We start from the raw sequence: 21,475 nt of genomic DNA, 5'->3' as shown, positions 1-21,475 counted from the left end.
CACAATTAAAAGGATGCTCTCAGGTTAATACCAAAGCTGCGTGCCGTAGGGATCTGCAAGGTTTCCAGGCCCTGCCCGTTACCGGTATTGAAAGCGGTTTCCGGGTCAATGTTGGGCACTTTTTTGTCGATGATCCAGAGGTTACGGCCGGTGAGCGTAATATTCAGGTCCTGAAAACGAAGGCCGCGGAGCCACTCATGCGGGAAGGTATAACCGATCCTTACTTCGCGCAGCTTAATAAAGGAGGCATCGTACACGCTGCTTTCATTCAGGCTGCTGTTGTATACCGCTTTGTAATAGGATTGTGCAGGCAGAATGGTAGTGTTCTTCTTACCGTCAGCGGTGGTTCCGTTAAAGATCATACCATCATGATATACCGTAGCACCGCCCGGCGCGCCGGTATTATGATCTGCCAGCTGCACCGGCGTAGCTTTTTTATCATTACCCGGGTAGTAATATGGCAAGCCGCCATGTTCCGCATCGCGGCCAGGCAGGCTTTCCGCCAGCACACCGGTATAAATGCCGGTATAGTTAGTACCGGACCAAATGGAGCCGCCTTGTTTGGTATCAATCAAAAAGCTGACGCTAACGCCTTTGTAGGAGAGTACATTATTGATGCTGCCGATCCATTTGGGTGTATAATAACCCAGTATTTTTTTATTGGGATCAATGGCAGGTGAGCCGTCGGCATTCACCACTATCTGTCCCTGGTCATTACGCAGGAAAGCCTTGCCGAACAAAGCGCCGTAACGCTGCCCCTTGCTGGCCAGCACCTGTATGTTGCCGCTGCTGCCCAGTACATAATCATTCAGGAAACCATCTTTATCCAGCTCCACCACCTTGCTTACGTTCCTGGAATAATTCATGTTCACATCCCAGCGAAAACCGGATGCTGTGCTAACAGGTGTTAAGCCCAGGGTTACTTCTATCCCGTGGTTATTGATCTTACCGGCATTCAACAGCTTTTTCAGGTAACCGGTGGTGGGGCTTACATCTGCCAGCAATATCTGGTTAGAGCTGTTGGAGTTGTAGTACGTAACATCCAGCCGTGCACGGTCTTTGAACAGACCTATTTCCGCACCTACTTCTGTAGCGGTAGTGATCTCCGGCTTCAGATCTTCCTTCAGGAATTTATCAGATACCGTTAATAACGGATTGTTATCAAAAGGCTGGTTGAACGGATAAGTGTTGATCAGCTGATAAGGATCTGTATCCTTACCTACCTGCGCCCAGCCACCACGGATCTTTAGCAGGGACAGCACATTGCTTTGAAGGTGCAGCGCTTCGCTCAGCACCAGGCTGGCATTTACCGAGGGGTAGAAATAGGAATTATTGCCTTTGGGTAAGGTAGATGACCAGTCGTTACGGGCCGTAAAGTTCAAGAACGCATAGTCCCGGAAACCCAGCTGGGCAGAGGAGAACAGGCTATATACCCGCAGCTTTGAAAAGTAGTTGGTGGAGATCACCGGGTCGCGGGAGTTATTGAGCGTGTACACATCTTTCACGGCCAGGCGGGGCGCCTGCTGGTAGTTATTTTCCAGCTGGTTGGTGCGCACGTTACCACCTGCCAGCACATCCAGGTTAAAATCGCTGCTCAGTTTTTTGTTGGCGTTCAGGGTAAATTCCGAGTTGGTTTCCGTTACTGCATAGGCATCTTCTGTATAGGAGCCATAGGGCGTACCGTTGGAGCCATAAGCAACCTTGTACTTACGGCGGTCGTTATAATAATCGGTACCTACGCGCAGGTTGGCGGTTAACCAATCCAGCACCTGGTAAGAGAGGCGCGCATTGCCAAAGAAACGGTTACGGTTCTGCGCCACGGTATTTTCATACTGGATCCAGTATGGATTGCTGTAATAGCTGTGGTTCCAGTTATAATCATTGCCATTGGCATCTTTATAGTTGCGCAGCAGCTTTGTATCTACCTGGCGGCCAAACCAGATGAATTGCAGCGTAACGCTGTTGGCGCGCTTGCCATCTACACCCGGTAAGTTATCTGCATTACCGCGAATGTAGCTGCCATAAGTGCTTAACGTAAGCTTAGGCGCTATGCGGTAAGTGCTGTTAAATGTAAAAGTGTTGCGGGTAATACCGGTGTTGGGTAACAGGCCGGTTTGCCTGGTATTGTTATACGAGAAGCGGTAATCCAGCTTATCATTTGTACCGGCAACAGACAAACCATTGTTCAGCGTATAACCGGTTTCGTAAAAGTCACGCACATTATCAGGATGCGCTACCCAGGGCGCAGGCTGGCCGTTGGAGAAGAACTGGCGAATAAGACGCCCGTCCAGCGCCGGGCCCCAGCTTTCATCCACCCCATCGTTAATACCACCTCCTTTTCCATCAACATAATCAAACTGCCCGCCGGAACCCTGGCCATAAGCATTCTGATATTTAGGTAAGGTAAGCAGCGTTTGCATAGTAGCGCTGGAATTAACTGTGATACCTAATCCCTTTGCACCGCGGCCTGTTTTTGTTTTTAACACCAGTACGCCGTTTGCTGCACGTGAGCCGTACAAAGCCGCCGCATTAGGGCCTTTCAGCACGCTTACAGATTCAATATCATCCGGGTTCAGGTCAGAAATCGCATTGGGAAAATCACGGGCGGTAGCAATACCAACACCCAGCTGGCTGTTATCTATGGGAATACCGTCCAGTACAAACAAGGGCTGGTTATTACCTGCAATAGAGGTTTCGCCACGGATCACAATGCGGGAAGAGCCCAGGTCGCCCTGGCTGTTGGTGATATTTACGCCGGCTATTTTACCGGATAGCGCGTTCACTAAATTCGTTTCGCGCGCTTCGGTAATGTCGCGGGACTTCAGCTCCTGTACGGCGTATCCCAATGATCTTTTTTCGCGGGAAATACCCAGGGCCGTTACTACTACTTCCTGTAAACGGCTTTCTGAACTTTCCAGCGCTACGTTAATAACGCGTGTATCATTTACTGCTATATCTACACCAGTGTAACCAATGTAGGAAAAGTGCAGCGTATCATTTGCTTTGGCGGAGATGGAATATTTCCCATCCGCATCTGTTTGCGTGCCTTTGCTGCTGCCCTTTACCGTTACAACGGCGCCGGGCACGCGCTGTGCATCCGCTTTAAAAGTGACCACCCCCGTGATCTTTGTATCCTGCCCGTAACCGGCCTGCTGTACCAACAGCAGCACGGACAGCAATACGATAGTGTGTAAAAATTTCATGATAAAACTGGTTTTAATTGATTGTTCACGACGATAGGAATTGTGTTGCGGCGATCACCGCAAAGAAGCGCCTGCAGCGCCTGTATCAGATCAGATTATATACATGTTGTTAACGCCAGCCCTGACAGGGCATACAGCGATGAATGAAGGCGCCTGAAATATAATTGTAATGTTGGCTACAGTAAAGCACAGGGTATAAGCCCCTGCAGGTCTGCACCGTATCAGTCGTCATTTTATGGCATGGATTTAGTTTCCTGGCTCAAAAGTAGTAAATAATAATTTATTATTCTACAAATACTATGGACTAAATAGAAATATCTATATTCTGCGCATCAATATTTTACACCGGCCTGTGCTAATTGTCCTTCATAAAAGATGACGGCCGGTTTTCAGGCTCCGGAACGGCCAGAGGGTACAATCGGGTAATAGTGTCTTAACATAAAGGGGTAGGGCTTACATCATAAATATAACCTTTTATTGGCTCTGTTCCATAATACTATACAGGATCTTCCTTTCTCCCATACTTAAGGTATCCCGCGTCAGGGAATCAGCCGGGATCCAATGCCGTTTAAATGCGCCAATAGCGGCTACACTGTCTTTTACATTATAACCTATGATCCGCAACCCCTGCAGGTTGCTAAAATTATCCGGTACTACAATATTAGCCGTATCCCCATACCAAAGGCCAAAACCTTTTTCCGCCAGCTGCTGCCAGGGGAAATATGCGCTGGGATCCACTTTACGGCCAGGTGCAATATCGCCATGACCAATAATATTCGCGGCAGGGATCGTATACCGGTGCCGCAACGTATCCAGTAAGATCATCAGGCTGCGGATCTGCTGCGGGGGAAATGGCTCAGAACCGTTATTATCTACCTCTATGCCTATGGACGATGAGTTAACGTCCGTAAGGCTGCCCCATTTGGATGCGCCGGCATGCCAGGCCCGCAGGTAATCATTCAGCATTTGGTGCACTACGCCATCCCGGCAAATCACGTAATGCGCGCTCACCTGTGTGCTGGGCATCGTAAAGGTGCGCAACGTTTGGTCACAGCTGTTTTGCGCGGTATGGTGAATGATCACGTAATTAGGTTTGCGGATACTGAAGTTGGTAGTGCCGGCCCACCAGGTAACATTCTGCACGGAATCAATATGCACCGGCGCCGGAGGCTGACGTAATACTTTTGAAAAAGCTTTTACCTGCTGTTTATGCACTTTATTGGTAGCCCTGTATGGTGAGCTGGCGCAGCTATAGATACATGCGATGAACGTGATTAGTACCAGAACGCGGATCATCATAATTGTACTTTTTGTAAAAAAGTGAAGGGTGAAAGGTAAAGCATATACGCCTTTCACCGCTATTAAAACCAATGTTATGCCAAAAAGTTCGGTTACTGGTAATGTTTGCCAATAGTATCTTTCTGGTGCTTCCAAAGCTCCTGGAAAATGGGGCTGTTATCCCGCAAATGTTCAAACGTGCCTTCATCTACAATATGCCCCTGGCGTAAAATATATACGTAATCAAACTGCCCCAGCAGGTGCAGGCGGTGCATGGAGGAAATAAGGGCTTTATCTGCAAATGCTTTGAACAGCTTATCGTAGATCATGGCTTCCGTTTTAGGATCCACGCTGCTGGTGGGTTCATCCAGCAATACCAGCTCGCTTTCCCGGGCCGCCAGAATGCCGCGGGCCAGCGCCAGGCGCTGTTTCTGGCCACCGGAAAGGTTCACCCCCTTTTCCCGGATGTCTGACCCAAGTCCCTGCGGCAGCTGCTGTATCACATCTGTAAAATGTGCGCTTTCGCATACGCTTAAAATATCTTCCTCGCTAAAAGGCAGGCCCAGTGTAACATTATAGGCAATGGTATTCTCAAAGATCTCCGGCTCCTGCGGGAACAGGGTTACCGTTTCATTGATCGTATCCAGCCCGTATGGCTTACCATCTACCGTTAATTCCATACCCGGCTGCGGGTTGTACAAGCCTCTTAATAAAGAGAGCAAAGTACTTTTACCACTGCCGCTCTCTCCTATCAGCGCAATACGTTTGCCGCGGCCAATGGTAATATTCAAGCGGTGCAGGCTTTGCGGCGCATGTTCCGCATCATACTGCTCCCTGTGTGAGAAGCTCAGCTCTTTTATCTGAATGGTCTGCCATTTCTCCGGCAGGTCCGTAGGTGCATCCGGGCGGTGCTGCTGCAGGTATGCTTCTTTAATATTGCCGGCCGTTTGTACGTAGGTGTTATACTGCACAATATCCGTGTACTGCCAGGCAATATCATGGAACACACTAGTGAACTGGTTTACATATCCCAGCAGCGTAACCAGGCCGGCTACATAAAATACCTTGCCCGGCTCCCAGTGCTGGTACACATAACCGGCTGCAATTACGCAGTAGATCAGCGTTACCATCATATCTGCACAAAACCATTTCCATTCATTGATCTTTACATTTTTGCGGAACGGGCTGGCAATATGCTGCACTTTTCTCAGCAGGCCGGTTTCCATACTTTTTTCCAGCCGCAGGGTGATCACCGTCATGATGTTGGATAAGCTATCGAACAAAGTGGAGGATACCACGTGCTCCCGTTCATTCACCTGGTCCAGTGTGCGGATGAAAGGCTTATCGAACCGGAAGATGATCCAGATGGTGAAAGCGCCCAGCAGTATGCCAATGCAGCCATACAGCGGGGAAAAATAGAGCATGGCTATTACGGAAAAAAAGAATTTGGCCAGCGCATGCATGTACATAAAACCCCGGTCAAAAAATTCCCGTAATGCCTCATATGCCTTGCGGATGCGGTTAATGGTGGCGCCGCTGTGATGATCCTGGTGCCATTTTACCGGCAGGTGTAATGCCTGGTGATAACGTTCCTGCAAAAAGTTGCGGCTCAGGTTAAAGGCCAGCTGCCGCTCCATTACACGGGCCGGCCCGTGAAAAGACCACTCTGTGAGCTTCAGTAAGAAATAACCGCCTGCATACAACAGGGTGTAATGCCATACCTGAGCCGTATCCCGCTGTACCTGTCCAATGAACCAGCCGAAAATAAAAGGCGTAAGGGAAGCGGCAATATTCGAGCACAGGAACATGACATATACCAATACATACTTCTTCCGCTCCTGGCGCGCAAAACGCCATGCCGTGCTTAATAGTGATATATAAGGGTTTGCCATGCTGAATAGTTAAGACGGTTAAGTGGTGTAATATTTAAGGGTTTGATGAATGGAGTATTAGCGTACCCATTCATCAAACCCTCAAACAGTTTTACAAAAGTAAGAATTATTTCAGCTTCTCATCGCGGGAGAAGGAATAAGGCGCGGCGGCCGGAGCTGTGCCCCTGCTTTTGTTTGGCGTAGCGCTCATGTTAAAGTTAATAGTACCACCCTGCTGCAGCGCGCTGTGTGCAAACCAGTTCTTCGTGTATGGCTGTCCGTTCACTTTCACATCCTGCACATAACGGTTGTCTGCATTATTCTGCGGGGCGGTGATCACCAGTTTTTTACCATCTTCCATAGTCACCGTTGCTTTTTTGAACAGCGGCGCGCCGATCACGTACTGCTGTGTACCCGGACAAACAGGATAAAAACCAAGCGCGGTAAATACATACCAGGCGGAGGTTTGGCCGTTATCCTCATCCCCGCAATAACCATCCGGTGTAGGCAGGTACAGGCGGTTCATTACCTCGCGCAGCCAGTACTGTGACTTCCAGGGCTGGCCGGCATAGTTGTACAGGTATATCATGTGCTGAATGGGCTGGTTGCCATGCGCATACTGGCCCATGTTCATGATCTGCATTTCACGGATCTCATGAATTACGCCACCGTAGTAACTATCATCAAACACCGGGCGCATTTTGAAAACAGAATCCAGCATACCGGCATATACATCGCGGCCACCCATCAGGTCCATATGGCCCTGTACATCGTGGAATACAGACCAGCTATAGTGCCAGCTGTTACCTTCTGTAAAAGCATCGCCCCATTTGAAGGGATTGAACGGTGTCTGGAATTTGCCATCCTTATTCTTGCCGCGCATCAGCTTTGATTCGGGATCAAAAACATTGCGGTAGTTCTGGCAGCGTTTGGCAAAACGGGCTACTTCTTCAGCCGGACGTTTCAGCGCTTTTGCCAGCTGGTATACGGTAAAGTCGTCATACGCATATTCGAGGGTACGGGCGGTGTTCTCATTGATATCTACATCATAGGGTACATAACCCAGCTCGTTGTAATATTTCACGCCTTTACGGCCTACAGAGGTTAAAGGCCCTTCGTTTTCCGTGTTATGTAAAATAGCCTGATAAGCGGTATTTACATCAAAGTTCTTAATGCCTTTCAGGTAAGCATCGGCAATAATGGAGGCGGAGTTGGAACCGATCATACAATCACGGTGCCCGGGGCTGGCCCATTCTGGTAACCAGCCGCTTTCTTTATAGGCATTCACCAGCCCTTCCATAATGTGCCCGTCCATGGTAGGGTACATGAGTGTAAAGAAGGGGAACTCAGAGCGGAAGGTATCCCAGAAACCATTATCGGTGAACATATAACCGGGCAGCACCTCGCCATTATAAGGGCTATAGTGCATTACCTGGCCTTTGGCATCTATTTCGTAAAACTTGCGGGGGAACAGCATAGCGCGGTACAGACAGGAGTAGAAAGTCCGTGTCTGATCTACCGTACCACCTTCTACTGCCAGGCGGCCCAGCTCCTTGTTCCAGGCGGCTTTGGCCTTTTGCTCAATGGCGGCAAAATCGCTGTTGCCTATTTCCTGCTGCAGGTTCAGCTCTGCCTGTTCAGGGCTGATGAAGGACGATGCTACTTTCACATTCACCTGCTCGCCCTGCCGGGTTTTGAAACCTATTACGGCGCCTACATGGTTATCCTTTGCTTCCAGGTCGCCGGTGTTCAGCTTTTTATTGGAAAAAGTGGCCTGGTAGGTGAAGGGTTTATCAAAATACAGTACAAAGTAGTTCTTAAAATTAGCCGGCACACCGCCGCTGTTCTTGGTGGTATAGCCAATGATCTTATTCTCCCCGGGAATTACTTTGATGTAGGAGCCTTTGTCCAGCGCATCTACCACCACAAAAGCACTATCCGTAGCGGGGTAGGTGAAACGCAGGCGGGCGGCCCTTTCCGTGGGAGTGATCTCAGTGGTCACATCATGGTCGGCCAGGTATACACTGTAATAATAAGGGCGGGATATTTCTGCCTTGTGGGAGAACCAGCTGGCCCTTTCATCTTCATTAAAAACTATTTTTCCGGTAATGGGCATAATGGCAAACTGGCCATAGTCGTTGATCCAGGGGCTGGGCTGGTGGGTTTGTTTAAAACCGCGCAGCTTTTCAGCATCGTAGGTATACGCCCAACCGTCACCCATTTTGCCTGTTTGCGGCATCCAGAAGTTCATACCCCATGGACAGGCAATGGCCGGATAAGTATTACCGGTAGACAAGCTGTGTTTGGAAGCCGTACCCATTAACGGGTTCACCCAATCTGCGGGATCTTTGATCTTGTCCACTGTTTGCGCCTGGGCCGATAAAGAAGCCAGCACCAGGGCAGTTGCGATTATTTTCCTCATAGTACGATAGACGTGTTAATTTTAGCGATAAGACCGTAAAAATAATAGTTCAAAACAATGTTAGGGGTAATTTTTATGAACGGTGCACTCCATTCCCCTTTAAATTTTTTGCGTTACATTTGTTATAAATAGTATATAACCCCAACAATCTACTACCATGAACACGAATGCCCCAAAAATTCTTTTATTTGTAATTATCGGCGTGCTTGTAATTAACCTGGGCTTTAACCTGTTTGGCTCCAATGCAGGATTAAAACAGGCGGTACGCAACCTGGAGCTGGCGCGTAAAACGCTGGACAGCGCTATGGTGCAGCTGCAGGATGCCAGCAATGGCCTGGATTCCATACAGGCTAACCTGGACCGGCAAAAAGCGCTGATCAATGATATCCGTTACAGAACAGAGCTGATGGACCTGGAAAAACGCGTACGGGATGAGCACAGCAAAGTAAAAATAGACAGCATTAAAGACCGGATCAAAACACTGAGCAGCTATCAGCCAACAGATGATATTATTACCGAAGACCTGAAATAAAATAAATACATAACCCCATGCAAACTAACCTCAAATGCTGCCTGCTATTGCTGGCAGGCCTGCTGTCCGTGCTGCACACCACTGCGCAGGGCCGGCTCAAATTCTTTAATACCTGCACCGGCAGCAGCAATTACCGGCTTACCAACGGCGATACCGTTATTATTCAATGCGATAGCAGCCTGCTGATGAACAGCCGTAACTTTTCCATTTACCAGTCGGCCTACCAGCAATACCGTAAGGGCGGCAACAGTGGCGAGATCCTGCGCTCCTACGAAACACTGGTGCAGCAGCAGGATAGTATGATTGCCAATGGCCAGCAGGATTATACCAACCTGAAGCTGCAGTTCGATTCTTTGTTCCGCAGCTCTATTGCCTCGCTGGACCGCACCAGCCGTGATATTGGCATTGTAAAGGATACACTGAACAATGTATCTACGCAGTTGAATAATACCAATATTATTATCGGAGATGCCATTAAGCAGGTGAACCAGGCGCGGAAAAAAAGCTTCCTGGACAAGCTGTACTGGGGCATTGGCGGCTTAGGCATAGGCGTAGCGGTTACGGCTATTATTGCAGCGGCGAATTAGTTGGCAGTCCGCAGTGGGCAGTTGGCAGTTGGCAGTTGTGACCGTAGCGGATTAGTGGCAGTCCGGATTGTGGTTTAAGATGATAGCGCATTAGTTGCAGTTGTGACCATTGTTTGAGATGGTATGCAAATAAGCTAACCGTTGCTTAATCTTTTATTTGCTAACAACAGTAGCCATTACTGTTACTATTTCTATAATGCATAACCGGCCCCGACTGCCAACTGCCCACTGCAGACTGCCAACTATTAACCCATTTCCCCATATTAAAAATTGTTTAATTCCCCAGGGCAACGGTTCCTGGTGTCCGTCCGTATTAAAAGAAATTCGTATTATTATAGGGCAATTAATGGTAATCTTCACCGATCAATTTGCGCTTTTCGTCGAGCCTTTCGCACAAATGCACTTTTTTCGCGTTTATATGTTTTACCAGATCAGTACCATTGTAACGTGGTAAGCCAACTATTAATCAGCTAAATGCAAGTTTGAATGAGAAAGCATTTTTTATCGGCCGGAATGCCCATGATAATAATGAGCCTGCTTTGCAGCAGTGTGTTCTTTTCCTGTAAAAAAGATAAAACATCACCGGGGGATAATAACTCCGGGAATAATGGCACCGCACGTACTGACGAGGATTCACTGAAATACCTGGTGTACCGCATTATGCAGGTAACGTATGCAGATGGTGGCCGGAATGCTGCCAAAGGCCTGCCCACCTACTACTGGTACAGCCAGGTACCTTCCATTGACCCTTTCAGCACTTCCTACGCCAAAGCGGAAGACCTGCTGAGCACCATGATCAGCTACCCCAAGCTGAACGGCAACAACCTGGACCGCTACAGCTTCCTGGACCGTACCGGCTCCCTGGCCAATAAGCTGCAGAACGGTGTGATCGAGAAAGCAGCCGGCACCAATGGCAGCCTGGGAATGGAAGTAACCTATGCCCTGGACGGGAACAATGCCAGCCACCTGATGGTGCTGTATGCGGATAAGAACAGCCCGGCCGGTGTGCAAGGGGTTCAGAGAGGCTGGGAAATAACCGCTATTAACGGCGATGATAATATTGCCTATGATAACGGCGGCGCTAACACTACCAAGGTAACCAATGCGGTATATAACCCTACCGGCGCTACCTCCTTCACTTTTAAAAAAGCCAACAGCACTACCGCTACACTTACTTTAACGCCTTCCTCTTACAATGTAAACCCGGTATTATTTGATACTGTTTATACCGTAAGCGGAAAACAGGTAGGCTACTTTGTGTTCTATACCTACTCCAGCGTAAGCAATACCAGCGGTGCAGCCACGCCTACCAAACAGGTGCTGGACCAGCTTTTTGCCAAATTCAAGTCCGCCAATATCAGTAACCTGATCGTGGACCTCCGGTACAATACCGGCGGGGCTGTATCTACCGCGCAATACCTGGATAATGCCATAGCCCCGGCCAGCGCGCAAAACAAGGTAATGTACAACTACACCTATAACGATAAGCTGACGCAGAACCTGTCCGCTACCGGCCTGCCGGCTTCTATTAAGTTCAGCACCACCGGCGGCCTGTCACTGGAAAAAGTGTTCTTTATCACCGGCGGTCAAACCGCTTCTGCCAGCGAATTAACGCTGAACAACCTGAAGCCGTATATGACCGTAAAACTGGTAGGCGACACTACCTACGGCAAACCGGTAGGCTTTTTCAGCTACACCATTTCGGATTATGACAGCACCGGCAAGGAAAATTACCTGGCCGACCTGTATGCCATTAACTTTGAAACCAAGAATGCATCCAACCAGGGCGGGTATTATTCCGGCATAGCGCCGGACCAGGCAGCCAAAGACTATGTAAATATTCCCTGGGGCAGCACCAGCGATGATCACCTGAGCAAAATATTCAGCTATATCAGCACCGGCAGCTTCCGCCAGGCATCTCCAGAGCTGCGTATGACAGAGAATCCAAGCCTGCGTAAGAATATTAAACGTTCCATTACCTCCGGCCAGTTTAATGGCATGGTGGATTTCAGGAAATAATGTACAGATCTGCAAATGTGCAAATGAAGGATCCTGCTTTGCCGGATACCGGTCATTTGCACATTTGCATTTCAGGCATTTCCATACCCGCGGTGTTCACATCCACCCCTTAAATTATTGCCGGTTTTATTTATATTTGAATTAACCGCCTTTTACCCTATCATCCCTGCCCTGCTGAAAGCATATTTCCCTCAGATCGCAGTACACTATATTACCAGCCAGCGGGGCATGCCTGGGAGGGCTGTAATGAGGCAAAAAAAGTATTGGCCTGCAAATTGGATATTTATGGTAACGTACGTAAGTTAGCAGGAGATAAGGACTGGTACCTTTCCGGTACCAGGGGTAGTATGAAGATGTAGAAGGCCGGAATAACGGGCATGGTGCACCCGGATAACATGAAGCACTTTTAAGTCCTTAATAATATTCATCACCATGGCGGATATACGATCAAAGGTTGAGCTGATTGATGAAGAGATCACCAAAGCATATAAAGAGCCGGCTGTAGATTTTACGCAGCCGGAATGGGAAAAAACTATGCAGGCCGCCACACAGGCGTTCCGGCTTACCATACAGCCGGAGCTGGCCTTTATACGGCGGGCCATACTGGAATGCCTGGAGCAGGCTAATTATGGCAATGTACATACCATCGCCAAACTCATTGGGCAAACGCATCAGCTGAAAAATTTCCTGGCGCCCACCACAGATGAAATAATAGCAGACCAGCAAAACCTGCAATATGCGCTTACCTTTTTTATGATGCGCGACCTGATGCCGGATGCACGGGATGAGATCATGTACTTCAACGACCTGCTGAAGGCCTGCAAAAAAAAGCGGATCCAGCTGGCGCCCCTGCTGGAAAAATTATTACCACATGCCAGCAGCCAGATACGGTTTGGCAACTACTCCGTAAAAATGTTATTTGAAGGCGCGCTATGAACCCTGCCGGCAAGTTAATCTTTAAGGATGCCAGCACCGGGCAGGTAACGGTTTTTCATTACCATACATTCTATGAAATGGTAATTGCATGTATTGTGAAATACACCGGCAGATCAATGGAAGAAGCCCGGGCCCTTACAGACCGCTCCTTTATTGTGCAGCAGCCACCCACAGATGTATTAGCAGCAGCTTTGCTTACGCATGAATATGAATACCACTGGGCTATGGTGCTGGTATATGGGGAGGAGTACTGGAATAAATATCCTTCTATTTCCAGCACGCCACCGGATGATTACTTTGACTGGTACGATGATTATATAGCAGCCCACCAGCTGGCAGCAGAACTATTGGTGGATGAATGAGTATCTTTAATTTATGAAGTATTTCCTTTCTGTTATCTGCACCATCCTATGCTTTAACGCAGCTGCGCAGCGCCCTGCTTTTAAGGTAATTCCCCTGGGCGTAAAAGGCGGTATGGATGAAAGCAATCTTTCCGCTTACCTGGCAGCCCCGCAGGGATCCAGCAACTACATATGCCTGGATGCAGGTACCCTGCACGCCGGCCTGCAAAAAGCAGTACGCAACGGCCTTTTTAAAAAACCGGCGGGTGATGTGCTGCGGCAAAACGTAAAAGCATACTTCATTTCCCATCCCCACCTGGATCACGTGGCAGGGCTCATCATCAACTCCCCGGACGATACGGCCAAGACCATTTACGGCCTGCCCTTTTGCCTGGATGTGATCAAAGACAAATACTTTTCCTGGAAAAGCTGGGCCAATTTTGCGGACGCCGGCGAAATACCGCAGCTGAAAAAATACCATTACAACCCCATGACGCCCGCTGAAGCAACGCCGGTTGCACAAACGGAACTAAGCGTTCAGGCGTTCCCGTTAAGCCACTCCGCTCCTTTCCAGAGCACCGCCTTTTTGGTGCGTTCCAAAGATGCTTATTTACTTTATTTAGGTGATACCGGTGCGGATGCCGTTGAGGGGTCTGACAAGCTGTTACAGTTGTGGCAAACCGTAGCACCGTTGCTGAAAGCCAAACAGCTGACAGCTATTTTTATAGAAGTATCGTTCCCTGAAGAACAGCCACGGAAGCAGCTATTCGGGCACCTTACCCCCAGCCTGCTGATGCAGGAAATGCATACACTGGATAGCCTGGCCGGGCCACATGCGGTAAAGGATTTGCCGGTAGTGATCACGCATATTAAACCCTCCGGTAATAATGAAGCGGCTATTCATAAACAGCTAACCGGTATGAATGCGTTGCACCTGCGGCTTATTTTCCCCGAGCAGGGAAAGCTGCTGGCGTTTTAAAAATGCTTGCACAGAGGCCTGCTGATGCATAAACCAGGCAGGCGTTTAACGATGCTGTTCATACACATTCACCGCTACCGCCGCTTTTAATTGTTCCAGCTCGCCGGCATTCAGCAAAGGCGCGTCGGCCGCCGCTACTGCATCCTGCAGCTGTTCAGGCGTACGTATACCTACTACCGCAGCTGTTACCGGTCCTTGCTGCAGCACAAAACGCAGGGCTGTTTGCGCAGGGCCGCGTTGTGCATTGGAAAGGGTTTTAACGGCGTTGGCTGCGCGTTGTACTTCCTCTGCCGTATAATTTAAATACGCAGTAGCAGGTTTATTTACCAGCAATCCTTTGGCCACACTGCCGCGGGCCAGTATCCCAATATTATGCTGCTGTAGCAGCTCAAAACAGGTTTCTTCCGGGCGGCGGTCCAGCAGGCTGTATTGCATCATTACGCTTACTATGCGGGACTTTTCCACATAGGCGCGTATTACATTCGGGCGGATGGAGGAAATGCCGTAATAACGGATCTTGCCCTGCTCCTGCAACCGTTCAAAAGCTTCAATGGTTTCATCAATATTATCTTCCAGCGTACCGCCGTGCAGCTGGTACAGGTCAATATAATCTGTTTGCAGGCGTTGCAGGCTGCCCTCTACTGCGCTTAAAATATATTCCTTGCGCGGGTTCCAGTCCCAGCCGCTGCCATCGGGCCGCCACTGGTTGCCCGCTTTGGTAGCAATGATCACCTCTTTGCGTTTGCCCTGCAAAGCTTTCCCCAGCGTACTTTCATTAGCGCCCTTGTCGTACAGATCTGCTGTATCAAAATAATTGATACCGGCGGCCAGCGCCTGCTGTATTAAAGCGGCATTGTCTGCATCACTGCCCTGTAAAGACATGGCCCCAAAAGCAATTTCACTGATCTTCAGATCAGAGCTGCCTAATAATTTGTAGTTCATACAGCAAAACTAGGGCATTCAGCACAATGAAAGCCCCTTACTCATTTATAAAATAGTAACAGAATAGTCTATTGTCCGTGTAAGATCCGCTGCGTATATTGTTGTATGAAGAAAAAACTGGTACGCGCCGGCCTGCTCCTTTGCGCCGGTATCATAACATTATCATTCAGCGCGCATGCGCAGCATAAAAGCCCGGTACTAAATCATATAGCCATTGCCGTATACGACCTGGATAAAGCCACTGCTTTTTACCGCGATGTAATGGAGATTGACACCCTGGCTGAACCGTTCCACGACGGTAAACATACCTGGCTGAAGATCGGCCCCCACAGCCAGCTGCACCTGATCAAAGCTGCCAAGGAAGTTACAGAGCATGATATAGCCGCACACTTATGCTTCAGTGTACCCTCCATAGATGATTTTATTGTTAAGCTGAATAAGCTGAACATTCCCTTCCGTAACTGGCAGGGCGAAAAGCAGAAATATACCCTGCGGGTAGACGGCGTTAAACAGGTGTACCTGCAGGACCCTGATAAATATTGGGTAGAGGTGAATGACGATAAATACTAAAATTATTTAGCTCCTTCCAGCTCAGCCCGGGTTGAGTGATCATCGTACGGTTTATACTGCACGTTCTCAATTTTCAGCACTACCGGGTTGGGCCACTTATTATTGGTGTAAAAACGCTGCCCGTTCACAGCGCTGATCACCAGCCCAACAGGGGTGGGTTGCACATAGATGTGTGCATCAAAATCCTTTTTATACTCCACGAGCTCACTGGCATACCCTAATACAGACACTTTGGTTTGTGCATTCCCCTGCAGGGTTTTCAGCACCAGATCCTTACGCTCTCCATATTTCCATTCTGTACCGGCAGGTACAAAGGCATACACGGTATTGCCGGTTTTTGCCCTGGTGAACCAGATATTGCCTTCGCGGATAATGTTCCAGGAGCGGATGGCAGCAATGCCTTCCTCATTGGCCATGTTCCATAGGGCCAGCTCACGCAGCAGGGATTCCTGCTCTATCTGGATCTCCCCATCGGCCTTGGGCCCTACGTTCATAAGCAGGTTACCACCTTTGGCGCGGGTTTCAATGAGCATGTTAATGATCTCTGTACCGGATTTCTGGGGGTCGTTGGTAGGCTTCCACTGCCAGTCTGTTCCCATGGTAAAGCAGGCTTCCCAGGGGCCGGGTACCGGCTGGTTGGGCAGCTCCTGCTCCGGTGTGCGCATGGCGCCGCGGGTTACCAGTATATCCGGCTGCAGCTGCCAGGCATATTCCTTTAATCCATCTGCCGGGCCGTCAAAAAATATCAGGTCTATTTTTCCGTATTGCGTAAGCAGCTCTTTTATCTGTGCCTTGTCATAGGCCATCAGCTCCGGGTTCTGGGCGGGGAAGTGCTGCGGCACCTGCATTCTGCCCAGGGGAATGTTATGTTTCCAGAAGTAGTGAAAATCTTCCGGGGAAAAATACAGGCCAATGGCAATGCCCTGTTTACGGAAAGCCGCAATGATCTCCTTCAGCGCATCGCGCTTAAAGGGGGTATGCATAATGTTGAAGTCCGTTGTTTTGGTGTCCCACATGCAAAACCCTGCATGGTGCTTGGTAGTGAACACCACGTATTTCATGCCTGCCAGCCTGGCCAGCACGGCCCATTCCTCCGGGTCAAACTTTTTAGGGTTAAAGGTTTTGGGCAGCTCCGTGGTGAATTTCTGCAAATAATCTTCCGATGCGCCGGCCATAGAATGGCTGATCACTGCGCCCAGCTGCACATCCACGCTCCAGTGAATGAACATGCCCAGGCCCATATCCATGAACCATTGCTCTCTTTCAGGTTTGTTGGCGGTTTGCTGCGGGTAGGCTATGCTGCCGGTTAAGATCAGCAGCAAAAGGATCGGAATAGTACGCATAAGTGTCACGATTCTAGTTTGTTAAGGTAAGATACGATCAAAACCAGGTGGCTGTATACCTCACCGGTAAGGAAATCCCGGCCTTTACAACAAAGTATCAGGCTTTGATAATATAAAATCAGGTAATAAACACCCCGCTCCCCAAATATTCCGCTTTAGATAAAAATATTTCCCGATTGCGTAAACGGACATAGATATGATGCAGCACATTTGCAGCACGAAATGCTTATATGAAAAAGGTCCTTTTAAGTCTGGCGGGATGCTTCATCGCTATACCCTTCCTATACTCACAACAGTACACTCCTGCACAGCAGCTAGTATTACGCACCAACGAAGATTCCCTGAATGCCGGTGTGGCCACCAATAAAACGGTAGTATCCGGCTATGGATCTGCGTTCTATCAACGGAACTTTAATGAGGAAATGTCCAGGGCTACGCTGGAAAGAGCGGTATTATTCATTGGGCACCGGTTCAATGACAAGATCTCGTTCTTCAGTGAAATGGAGCTGGAAAATACCGTGGTGGAAGCCGGATCAGACAGTAAAGACAATTTTAAAGGGGAGCTGGCTATGGAGCAGGCCTACCTGCGCTTTAACTTAAATCCCCGCCAGTATATAGTGGCTGGTTTATTCACCCCGCGTATTGGCATGCTCAATGAAAACCACCTGCCGGTGAATTTTAACGGGGTAGAGCGCCCGCTGGTAGAGCAGCTTATTATACCCGCTACCTGGCGTGAGCTGGGTATTGGTTTTTACGGCCGCTTACGCCGCCAGCCTTTGAACTATAGCATCGCGTTATTGAACGGGCTAAGCGCCGCCTCTTTTGAACACGGCACCGGCATTATAGAAGGCCGTGCAGAAGGCTCCGGCGCTTTTGCCAACGATATTGCCATTACAGCCTCCCTGCAGTACTACTGGCAGAACTTCCGCTTCCAGGTATCCGGTTATATGGGTGGTACCAATGGCGCCAACAAACGCCAGTCCGACAGCCTGCAGCTGCACCACGGCGCATTTGGGCTGCCCCTTTATTTAGGTGAGGCCAACATACAATACACGCATAACGGGTTTGCCTTTAAAGCCATTGGCAGCATTATCTCTTACCCCAATGCGGCCGACATTAACAAAGCCTACGCCAACAACGTAAGTAAGGTAATGTATGGCGCCTATGCAGAACTGGCCTATAACCTGCTGGAAAAAAGTGTTAAATACAAAGAGCAGCAGCTGAATGCCTTTGCACGTTACGAAGTATTTGACCTGAACTCCTCCATTCCCAATAATGGTATTTACGATGGTACGCTGAAACAACAACACCTGATAGCCGGCTTCACCTACCTGCCCATTCTTAACGTAGCCATTAAGGCAGATGTACGGCTGGCGCATACCGGCGATGAAAATCCCGTGCTGGTTATTAATCCCAGCCCGGCGCGCATCCCTTATAAAACAAACAATACCTTCCTGAACGTAGGTATTGGCTACGCATTTTAAACCTGAAAACGCATAACGGTGAATAGAAGAAACTTCCTCAAAGACACGTGTAAGGCCTGCCTGTTAAGCGCCGCTGCTTTTTCTATGGCCGATGTGCTGGATGCCTGCGGCACTACCATGAAGGGGTTTAAAACTTCCGTAAATAACAACCGGGTAGAGGTACCGCTTTCATTGTTCGCCACCAGCGATCTGCAGATCATCAGCCCTAAGAATTATGAATACGAAATTGCGGTGCGCAAGAACGCGGACAACACTTACGAGGCCTTATTAATGCGCTGCACCCACCAGGCCAACCAGCTGATACCCACCGGCAACGGTTTTCTATGCAGCCTGCATGGCAGCCAGTTTGACAAAACCGGCATGGTAAAAAAAGGCCCTGCTGAAAAACGCCTGCTGCAGCTGGCTACAGAAACCAACAACACAAACCTTATCATACATATTTAACAAGTAAGACACCATGAAACAATTATCCATACTATTGGCAGCCGGTAGCTTAACCCTGTTTGCATGCAGTAAAGATGATAACAACGGCGGTAATCCCAATGAAGATTTCAACACGGTAAAAACTACCGTGCTGGCAGATTTTGCTGTTAAAACCGGCTTGCCGGGCTACAGCAACCTGAAAGATAAAGCCACTACCCTGAACAACGCCATCACAGCTCTGAACAGCAGCGCTACGGATGCTAACCTTAGCGCGGCGCAGGCAGCCTGGCGTGATATGCGCAGCACCTGGGAACAATGCGAAGGCTACCTGTTTGGCCCCGTGGAGGATGATAACTACGATCCTAACATGGACACCTGGCCGGTGGATTATGTGCAGATGGACTCCCTGCTGGCCAGCAGCAATGCCTTGCAGCTGACAGACATTGAGAACCTGAGCACCCTTTCCCTGAGAGGTTACCACCCGATAGAATACGTACTGTGGGGTAAAGACGGTAAGCGCACCGCAGCTTCCATTACGGCCCGCCAGAAACAATACATCACCAGCCTTTCCCTGGATCTGAAGAATATTTGTACGGCACTGTACACCAGCTGGGCGCCGGAAGGCGGCAACTATGCCAGCAAAGTACAAACCGCCGGCAGCGGCAGCTCCGTATTTGCGAAAAAGCAGGAAGCCTACATTGCCATTGTAGATGGTTTAATAGGTATTTGTGACGAAGTAGGCAGCGGTAAAATGAAAGAGCCCTTTGATGCACAGGACCCGCAGATCGTGGAATCACCCTTCAGCGGCAACTCTGCCATTGACTTTAAGAATAACATTACCGGCGCATATAACGTATACACCTGTAAATTCCTGGGTAATGAAGGTACCGGTTTAAACAAGCTGGTGGCCATGAAGAACATTTCCCTGGATAATGAGATCCAGCAGAAATTCCAGGCAGCTATCACCTCATTCAACAGCATTACCGTACCTTATGAGCAGGCCATCCTGACCCAGAAAGTACAATGCCAGAACACCATGAATGCCATTAATGATCTGAAAGCAACACTGGAAGAAAAGCTGAGGCCTTTCATCATTACCAACATTACCGACTAAGGCCGGTAGCTTATTATACACCACATGCAGATAAGGAAGATATACATAGTGACGGCATTGCTTACCCTACCATTCATGGTAATGATGTGTACCAAGCCAGCCACTTTTGAGGACAGTGAATACGACATTCGCCTGAGCGGAGGCGCAGCCACCGCGTTTGATGAAACCAGCAAAGCCTTTGGGCATATGATGGATGGCATGAATGCCAGTGATCAACATGCACATGAGCTGGGCGACCATGCCGTGGAGCAAACCTTTGTAACAGCGCCCGCGCCCATCAACAGCGGTTTAGGCCCCATTTTTAACAATGTGAGCTGCGTAAGCTGCCATCATAACGATGGTAAAGGCAATCCCACCACAGGTTTGGTAAGCTCCTCCATGCTGGTGCGTTTAAGCATGCCCGGTACCGACGAACATGGCGGACCCATGCCCGTACCTGGCTTTGGCCTGCAGCTGCAGGACGTAGCTATTTTCGGTAAACAGCCGGAGGCAAAGGTAGGCACTACTTATACAGATCAACCCTTTACTTACCCGGACGGCACTATTGTAACACTGCGCAAGCCCTGGTATACAATATTGAATCCTTACATTCCATTGCCTGCCGGCGTAATTATGTCGGCACGTATGGCGCCGCCCTTTTTTGGGTTAGGGTTGTTGCAGAACATTCCTGAATCCACGGTGCTCGGTTTTGCAGATGAAGGCGATGCAGATGGCGATGGCATCAGCGGGCGGCCCAACTATACCTGGGACCCTGTAAATAAAAAAATGATGCTGGGCCGTTTTGGAATGAAGGCCAACACCGCTACTATCCTTACCCAGGTGGCTGCTGCCTACCAGCAGGATATGGGTATTACCAGCACCGTATTTCCGCAGGAAAGCTCCTTTGGGCAGCCGCCGGCTGATGGATTAAAGGATGATCCGGAGCTGCCGGATTCTATTTTAAACGCAACTGCATTTTACATACAAAGCCTGGCCGTACCGGCCCGCAGAAGTGTAACAGATCCGCAGGTACAACAGGGCGAAAAATTGTTTGTGCAAACAGGTTGTGCCAACTGCCACAAGCCTACCGTACAAACAGGTGTGGATGTACGCTTTAAGCAATTAAGCAATCAGCGCATACATCCCTACACCGACCTGCTGCTGCATGACCTGGGTCCGGATCTGGGTGATGGCCGCCAGGATTTTACAGCAAACGGAAATGAATGGAAAACACCGGCACTGTGGGGTATAGGACTGTTTGAAAAAACAAACGGTACACCTTTTTACCTGCATGATGGCCGTGCGCGCACGCTGGAAGAAGCCATTTTATGGCATGGCGGCGAAGCATTAAAAAGCCGCCAGCAGTTTGCATCCCTCAGTAAAACAGAGCGGGATGCGCTGATCCGTTTCCTGAAGTCTATTTAAAAATTGCTTATAGATCTATCAGGCAAA

General features: G+C 49.1%; 17 protein-coding genes. 11 read left to right on the top strand and 6 right to left on the bottom strand.

Going from position 1 to position 21,475, the window contains the following annotated elements:
- Positions 1-5: 5 nt before the first annotated feature.
- From BMZ54_RS23690 to BMZ54_RS23675, 4 genes are all read right to left on the bottom strand, one after another.
- The gene (locus BMZ54_RS23690) at positions 6-3,203 is read right to left on the bottom strand and encodes a SusC/RagA family TonB-linked outer membrane protein (protein WP_238386668.1); all 3,198 of its coding nucleotides are present in this window, start codon (positions 3,201-3,203) and stop codon (positions 6-8) included.
- Between the two features lie 474 nt (positions 3,204-3,677).
- Positions 3,678-4,502 carry an N-acetylmuramoyl-L-alanine amidase gene (locus tag BMZ54_RS23685; protein ID WP_089918499.1) on the bottom strand — a complete coding sequence of 275 codons (825 nt, stop codon included), beginning with the start codon at positions 4,500-4,502 and terminating at the stop codon, positions 3,678-3,680.
- Between the two features lie 92 nt (positions 4,503-4,594).
- On the bottom strand, positions 4,595-6,373 hold the full coding sequence (locus BMZ54_RS23680) for an ABC transporter ATP-binding protein (protein WP_089918106.1): 1,779 nt from the start codon (positions 6,371-6,373) through the stop codon (positions 4,595-4,597).
- 106 nt (positions 6,374-6,479) lie between these two features.
- Complete coding sequence (locus BMZ54_RS23675) at positions 6,480-8,774, bottom strand: GH92 family glycosyl hydrolase (RefSeq protein ID WP_089918103.1); 2,295 nt, start codon at positions 8,772-8,774, stop codon at positions 6,480-6,482.
- 157 nt (positions 8,775-8,931) lie between these two features.
- On the opposite strand from BMZ54_RS23675, the gene BMZ54_RS23670 reads away from it, so the two are divergent.
- The 6 genes from BMZ54_RS23670 (at position 8,932) to BMZ54_RS23640 (ending at position 14,168) form a co-directional block, all read left to right on the top strand.
- The gene (locus BMZ54_RS23670) at positions 8,932-9,306 is read left to right on the top strand and encodes a hypothetical protein (protein ID WP_089918102.1); all 375 of its coding nucleotides are present in this window, start codon (positions 8,932-8,934) and stop codon (positions 9,304-9,306) included.
- A gap of 17 nt (positions 9,307-9,323) precedes the next feature.
- Positions 9,324-9,893 (top strand): hypothetical protein, encoded by a 570-nt coding sequence (locus BMZ54_RS23665; RefSeq protein WP_089918100.1) that lies wholly within the window; start codon positions 9,324-9,326, stop codon positions 9,891-9,893.
- 486 nt (positions 9,894-10,379) lie between these two features.
- Positions 10,380-11,912, top strand: coding sequence for a S41 family peptidase (locus BMZ54_RS23660; RefSeq protein ID WP_089918098.1), 1,533 nt, complete (start codon positions 10,380-10,382; stop codon positions 11,910-11,912).
- Between the two features lie 432 nt (positions 11,913-12,344).
- Positions 12,345-12,848, top strand: a complete 504-nt coding sequence (locus tag BMZ54_RS23650) for a hypothetical protein (protein WP_089918095.1) — start codon at positions 12,345-12,347, stop codon at positions 12,846-12,848.
- A complete protein-coding gene (locus BMZ54_RS23645) occupies positions 12,845-13,210 on the top strand; it encodes a hypothetical protein (protein WP_089918093.1) in 366 nt (121 codons plus the stop codon). The genes BMZ54_RS23650 and BMZ54_RS23645 overlap by 4 nt, the downstream gene beginning before the upstream one ends.
- Positions 13,211-13,223: 13 nt before the next feature.
- A complete protein-coding gene (locus BMZ54_RS23640; protein ID WP_089918091.1) occupies positions 13,224-14,168 on the top strand; it encodes an MBL fold metallo-hydrolase in 945 nt (314 codons plus the stop codon).
- Between the two features lie 45 nt (positions 14,169-14,213).
- Here BMZ54_RS23640 and BMZ54_RS23635 read toward each other — a convergent pair whose 3' ends face one another.
- On the bottom strand, positions 14,214-15,110 hold the full coding sequence (locus BMZ54_RS23635; protein ID WP_089918089.1) for an aldo/keto reductase: 897 nt from the start codon (positions 15,108-15,110) through the stop codon (positions 14,214-14,216).
- Positions 15,111-15,215: 105 nt separating this feature from the next.
- On the opposite strand from BMZ54_RS23635, the gene BMZ54_RS23630 reads away from it, so the two are divergent.
- Positions 15,216-15,680 carry a VOC family protein gene (locus BMZ54_RS23630; protein ID WP_143081118.1) on the top strand — a complete coding sequence of 155 codons (465 nt, stop codon included), beginning with the start codon at positions 15,216-15,218 and terminating at the stop codon, positions 15,678-15,680.
- Between the two features lie 2 nt (positions 15,681-15,682).
- Here the strand turns inward: BMZ54_RS23630 and BMZ54_RS23625 are convergent, their stop codons facing one another.
- A complete protein-coding gene (locus BMZ54_RS23625; protein ID WP_089918087.1) occupies positions 15,683-17,023 on the bottom strand; it encodes an alpha-L-fucosidase in 1,341 nt (446 codons plus the stop codon).
- Positions 17,024-17,253: 230 nt separating this feature from the next.
- On the opposite strand from BMZ54_RS23625, the gene BMZ54_RS23620 reads away from it, so the two are divergent.
- Genes BMZ54_RS23620 through BMZ54_RS23605 form a run of 4 tightly spaced genes read left to right on the top strand, consistent with a single transcriptional unit; the run spans position 17,254 to position 21,448 of the window.
- On the top strand, positions 17,254-18,507 hold the full coding sequence (locus BMZ54_RS23620) for a hypothetical protein (protein ID WP_089918085.1): 1,254 nt from the start codon (positions 17,254-17,256) through the stop codon (positions 18,505-18,507).
- Positions 18,508-18,525: 18 nt separating this feature from the next.
- Positions 18,526-18,951, top strand: coding sequence for a QcrA and Rieske domain-containing protein (locus BMZ54_RS23615; RefSeq protein ID WP_143081117.1), 426 nt, complete (start codon positions 18,526-18,528; stop codon positions 18,949-18,951).
- A 13-nt stretch (positions 18,952-18,964) separates the two neighbouring features.
- Positions 18,965-20,044, top strand: a complete 1,080-nt coding sequence (locus tag BMZ54_RS23610; protein WP_089918081.1) for an imelysin family protein — start codon at positions 18,965-18,967, stop codon at positions 20,042-20,044.
- Positions 20,045-20,068: 24 nt separating this feature from the next.
- Positions 20,069-21,448 carry a di-heme oxidoreductase family protein gene (locus BMZ54_RS23605; protein ID WP_089918079.1) on the top strand — a complete coding sequence of 460 codons (1,380 nt, stop codon included), beginning with the start codon at positions 20,069-20,071 and terminating at the stop codon, positions 21,446-21,448.
- Positions 21,449-21,475: the final 27 nt, after the last annotated feature.

Origin of the sequence: Chitinophaga rupis (genome assembly GCF_900109685.1) — a bacterium.
Taxonomy (GTDB): domain Bacteria; phylum Bacteroidota; class Bacteroidia; order Chitinophagales; family Chitinophagaceae; genus Chitinophaga; species Chitinophaga rupis.
The sequence above is the reverse complement of the archived record's forward strand: the minus strand, read 5'-3'. Positions and strand labels throughout refer to the sequence as shown.

What these genes read in the sequence shown, in the direction of transcription:
- BMZ54_RS23660 (WP_089918098.1), top strand. Translation starts at nt 10,380, where the DNA reads ATGAGAAAGCATTTTTTATCGGCCGGAATGCCCATGATAATAATGAGC.
- BMZ54_RS23620 (WP_089918085.1), top strand. Translation starts at nt 17,254, where the DNA reads ATGAAAAAGGTCCTTTTAAGTCTGGCGGGATGCTTCATCGCTATACCC.
- BMZ54_RS23685 (WP_089918499.1), bottom strand. Translation starts at nt 4,502, where the DNA reads ATGATGATCCGCGTTCTGGTACTAATCACGTTCATCGCATGTATCTAT.
- BMZ54_RS23650 (WP_089918095.1), top strand. Translation starts at nt 12,345, where the DNA reads ATGGCGGATATACGATCAAAGGTTGAGCTGATTGATGAAGAGATCACC.
- BMZ54_RS23680 (WP_089918106.1), bottom strand. Translation starts at nt 6,373, where the DNA reads ATGGCAAACCCTTATATATCACTATTAAGCACGGCATGGCGTTTTGCG.
- BMZ54_RS23670 (WP_089918102.1), top strand. Translation starts at nt 8,932, where the DNA reads ATGAACACGAATGCCCCAAAAATTCTTTTATTTGTAATTATCGGCGTG.
- BMZ54_RS23625 (WP_089918087.1), bottom strand. Translation starts at nt 17,023, where the DNA reads ATGCGTACTATTCCGATCCTTTTGCTGCTGATCTTAACCGGCAGCATA.
- BMZ54_RS23605 (WP_089918079.1), top strand. Translation starts at nt 20,069, where the DNA reads ATGCAGATAAGGAAGATATACATAGTGACGGCATTGCTTACCCTACCA.
- BMZ54_RS23610 (WP_089918081.1), top strand. Translation starts at nt 18,965, where the DNA reads ATGAAACAATTATCCATACTATTGGCAGCCGGTAGCTTAACCCTGTTT.
- BMZ54_RS23630 (WP_143081118.1), top strand. Translation starts at nt 15,216, where the DNA reads ATGAAGAAAAAACTGGTACGCGCCGGCCTGCTCCTTTGCGCCGGTATC.
- BMZ54_RS23645 (WP_089918093.1), top strand. Translation starts at nt 12,845, where the DNA reads ATGAACCCTGCCGGCAAGTTAATCTTTAAGGATGCCAGCACCGGGCAG.
- BMZ54_RS23665 (WP_089918100.1), top strand. Translation starts at nt 9,324, where the DNA reads ATGCAAACTAACCTCAAATGCTGCCTGCTATTGCTGGCAGGCCTGCTG.
- BMZ54_RS23640 (WP_089918091.1), top strand. Translation starts at nt 13,224, where the DNA reads ATGAAGTATTTCCTTTCTGTTATCTGCACCATCCTATGCTTTAACGCA.
- BMZ54_RS23635 (WP_089918089.1), bottom strand. Translation starts at nt 15,110, where the DNA reads ATGAACTACAAATTATTAGGCAGCTCTGATCTGAAGATCAGTGAAATT.
- BMZ54_RS23675 (WP_089918103.1), bottom strand. Translation starts at nt 8,774, where the DNA reads ATGAGGAAAATAATCGCAACTGCCCTGGTGCTGGCTTCTTTATCGGCC.
- BMZ54_RS23690 (WP_238386668.1), bottom strand. Translation starts at nt 3,203, where the DNA reads ATGAAATTTTTACACACTATCGTATTGCTGTCCGTGCTGCTGTTGGTA.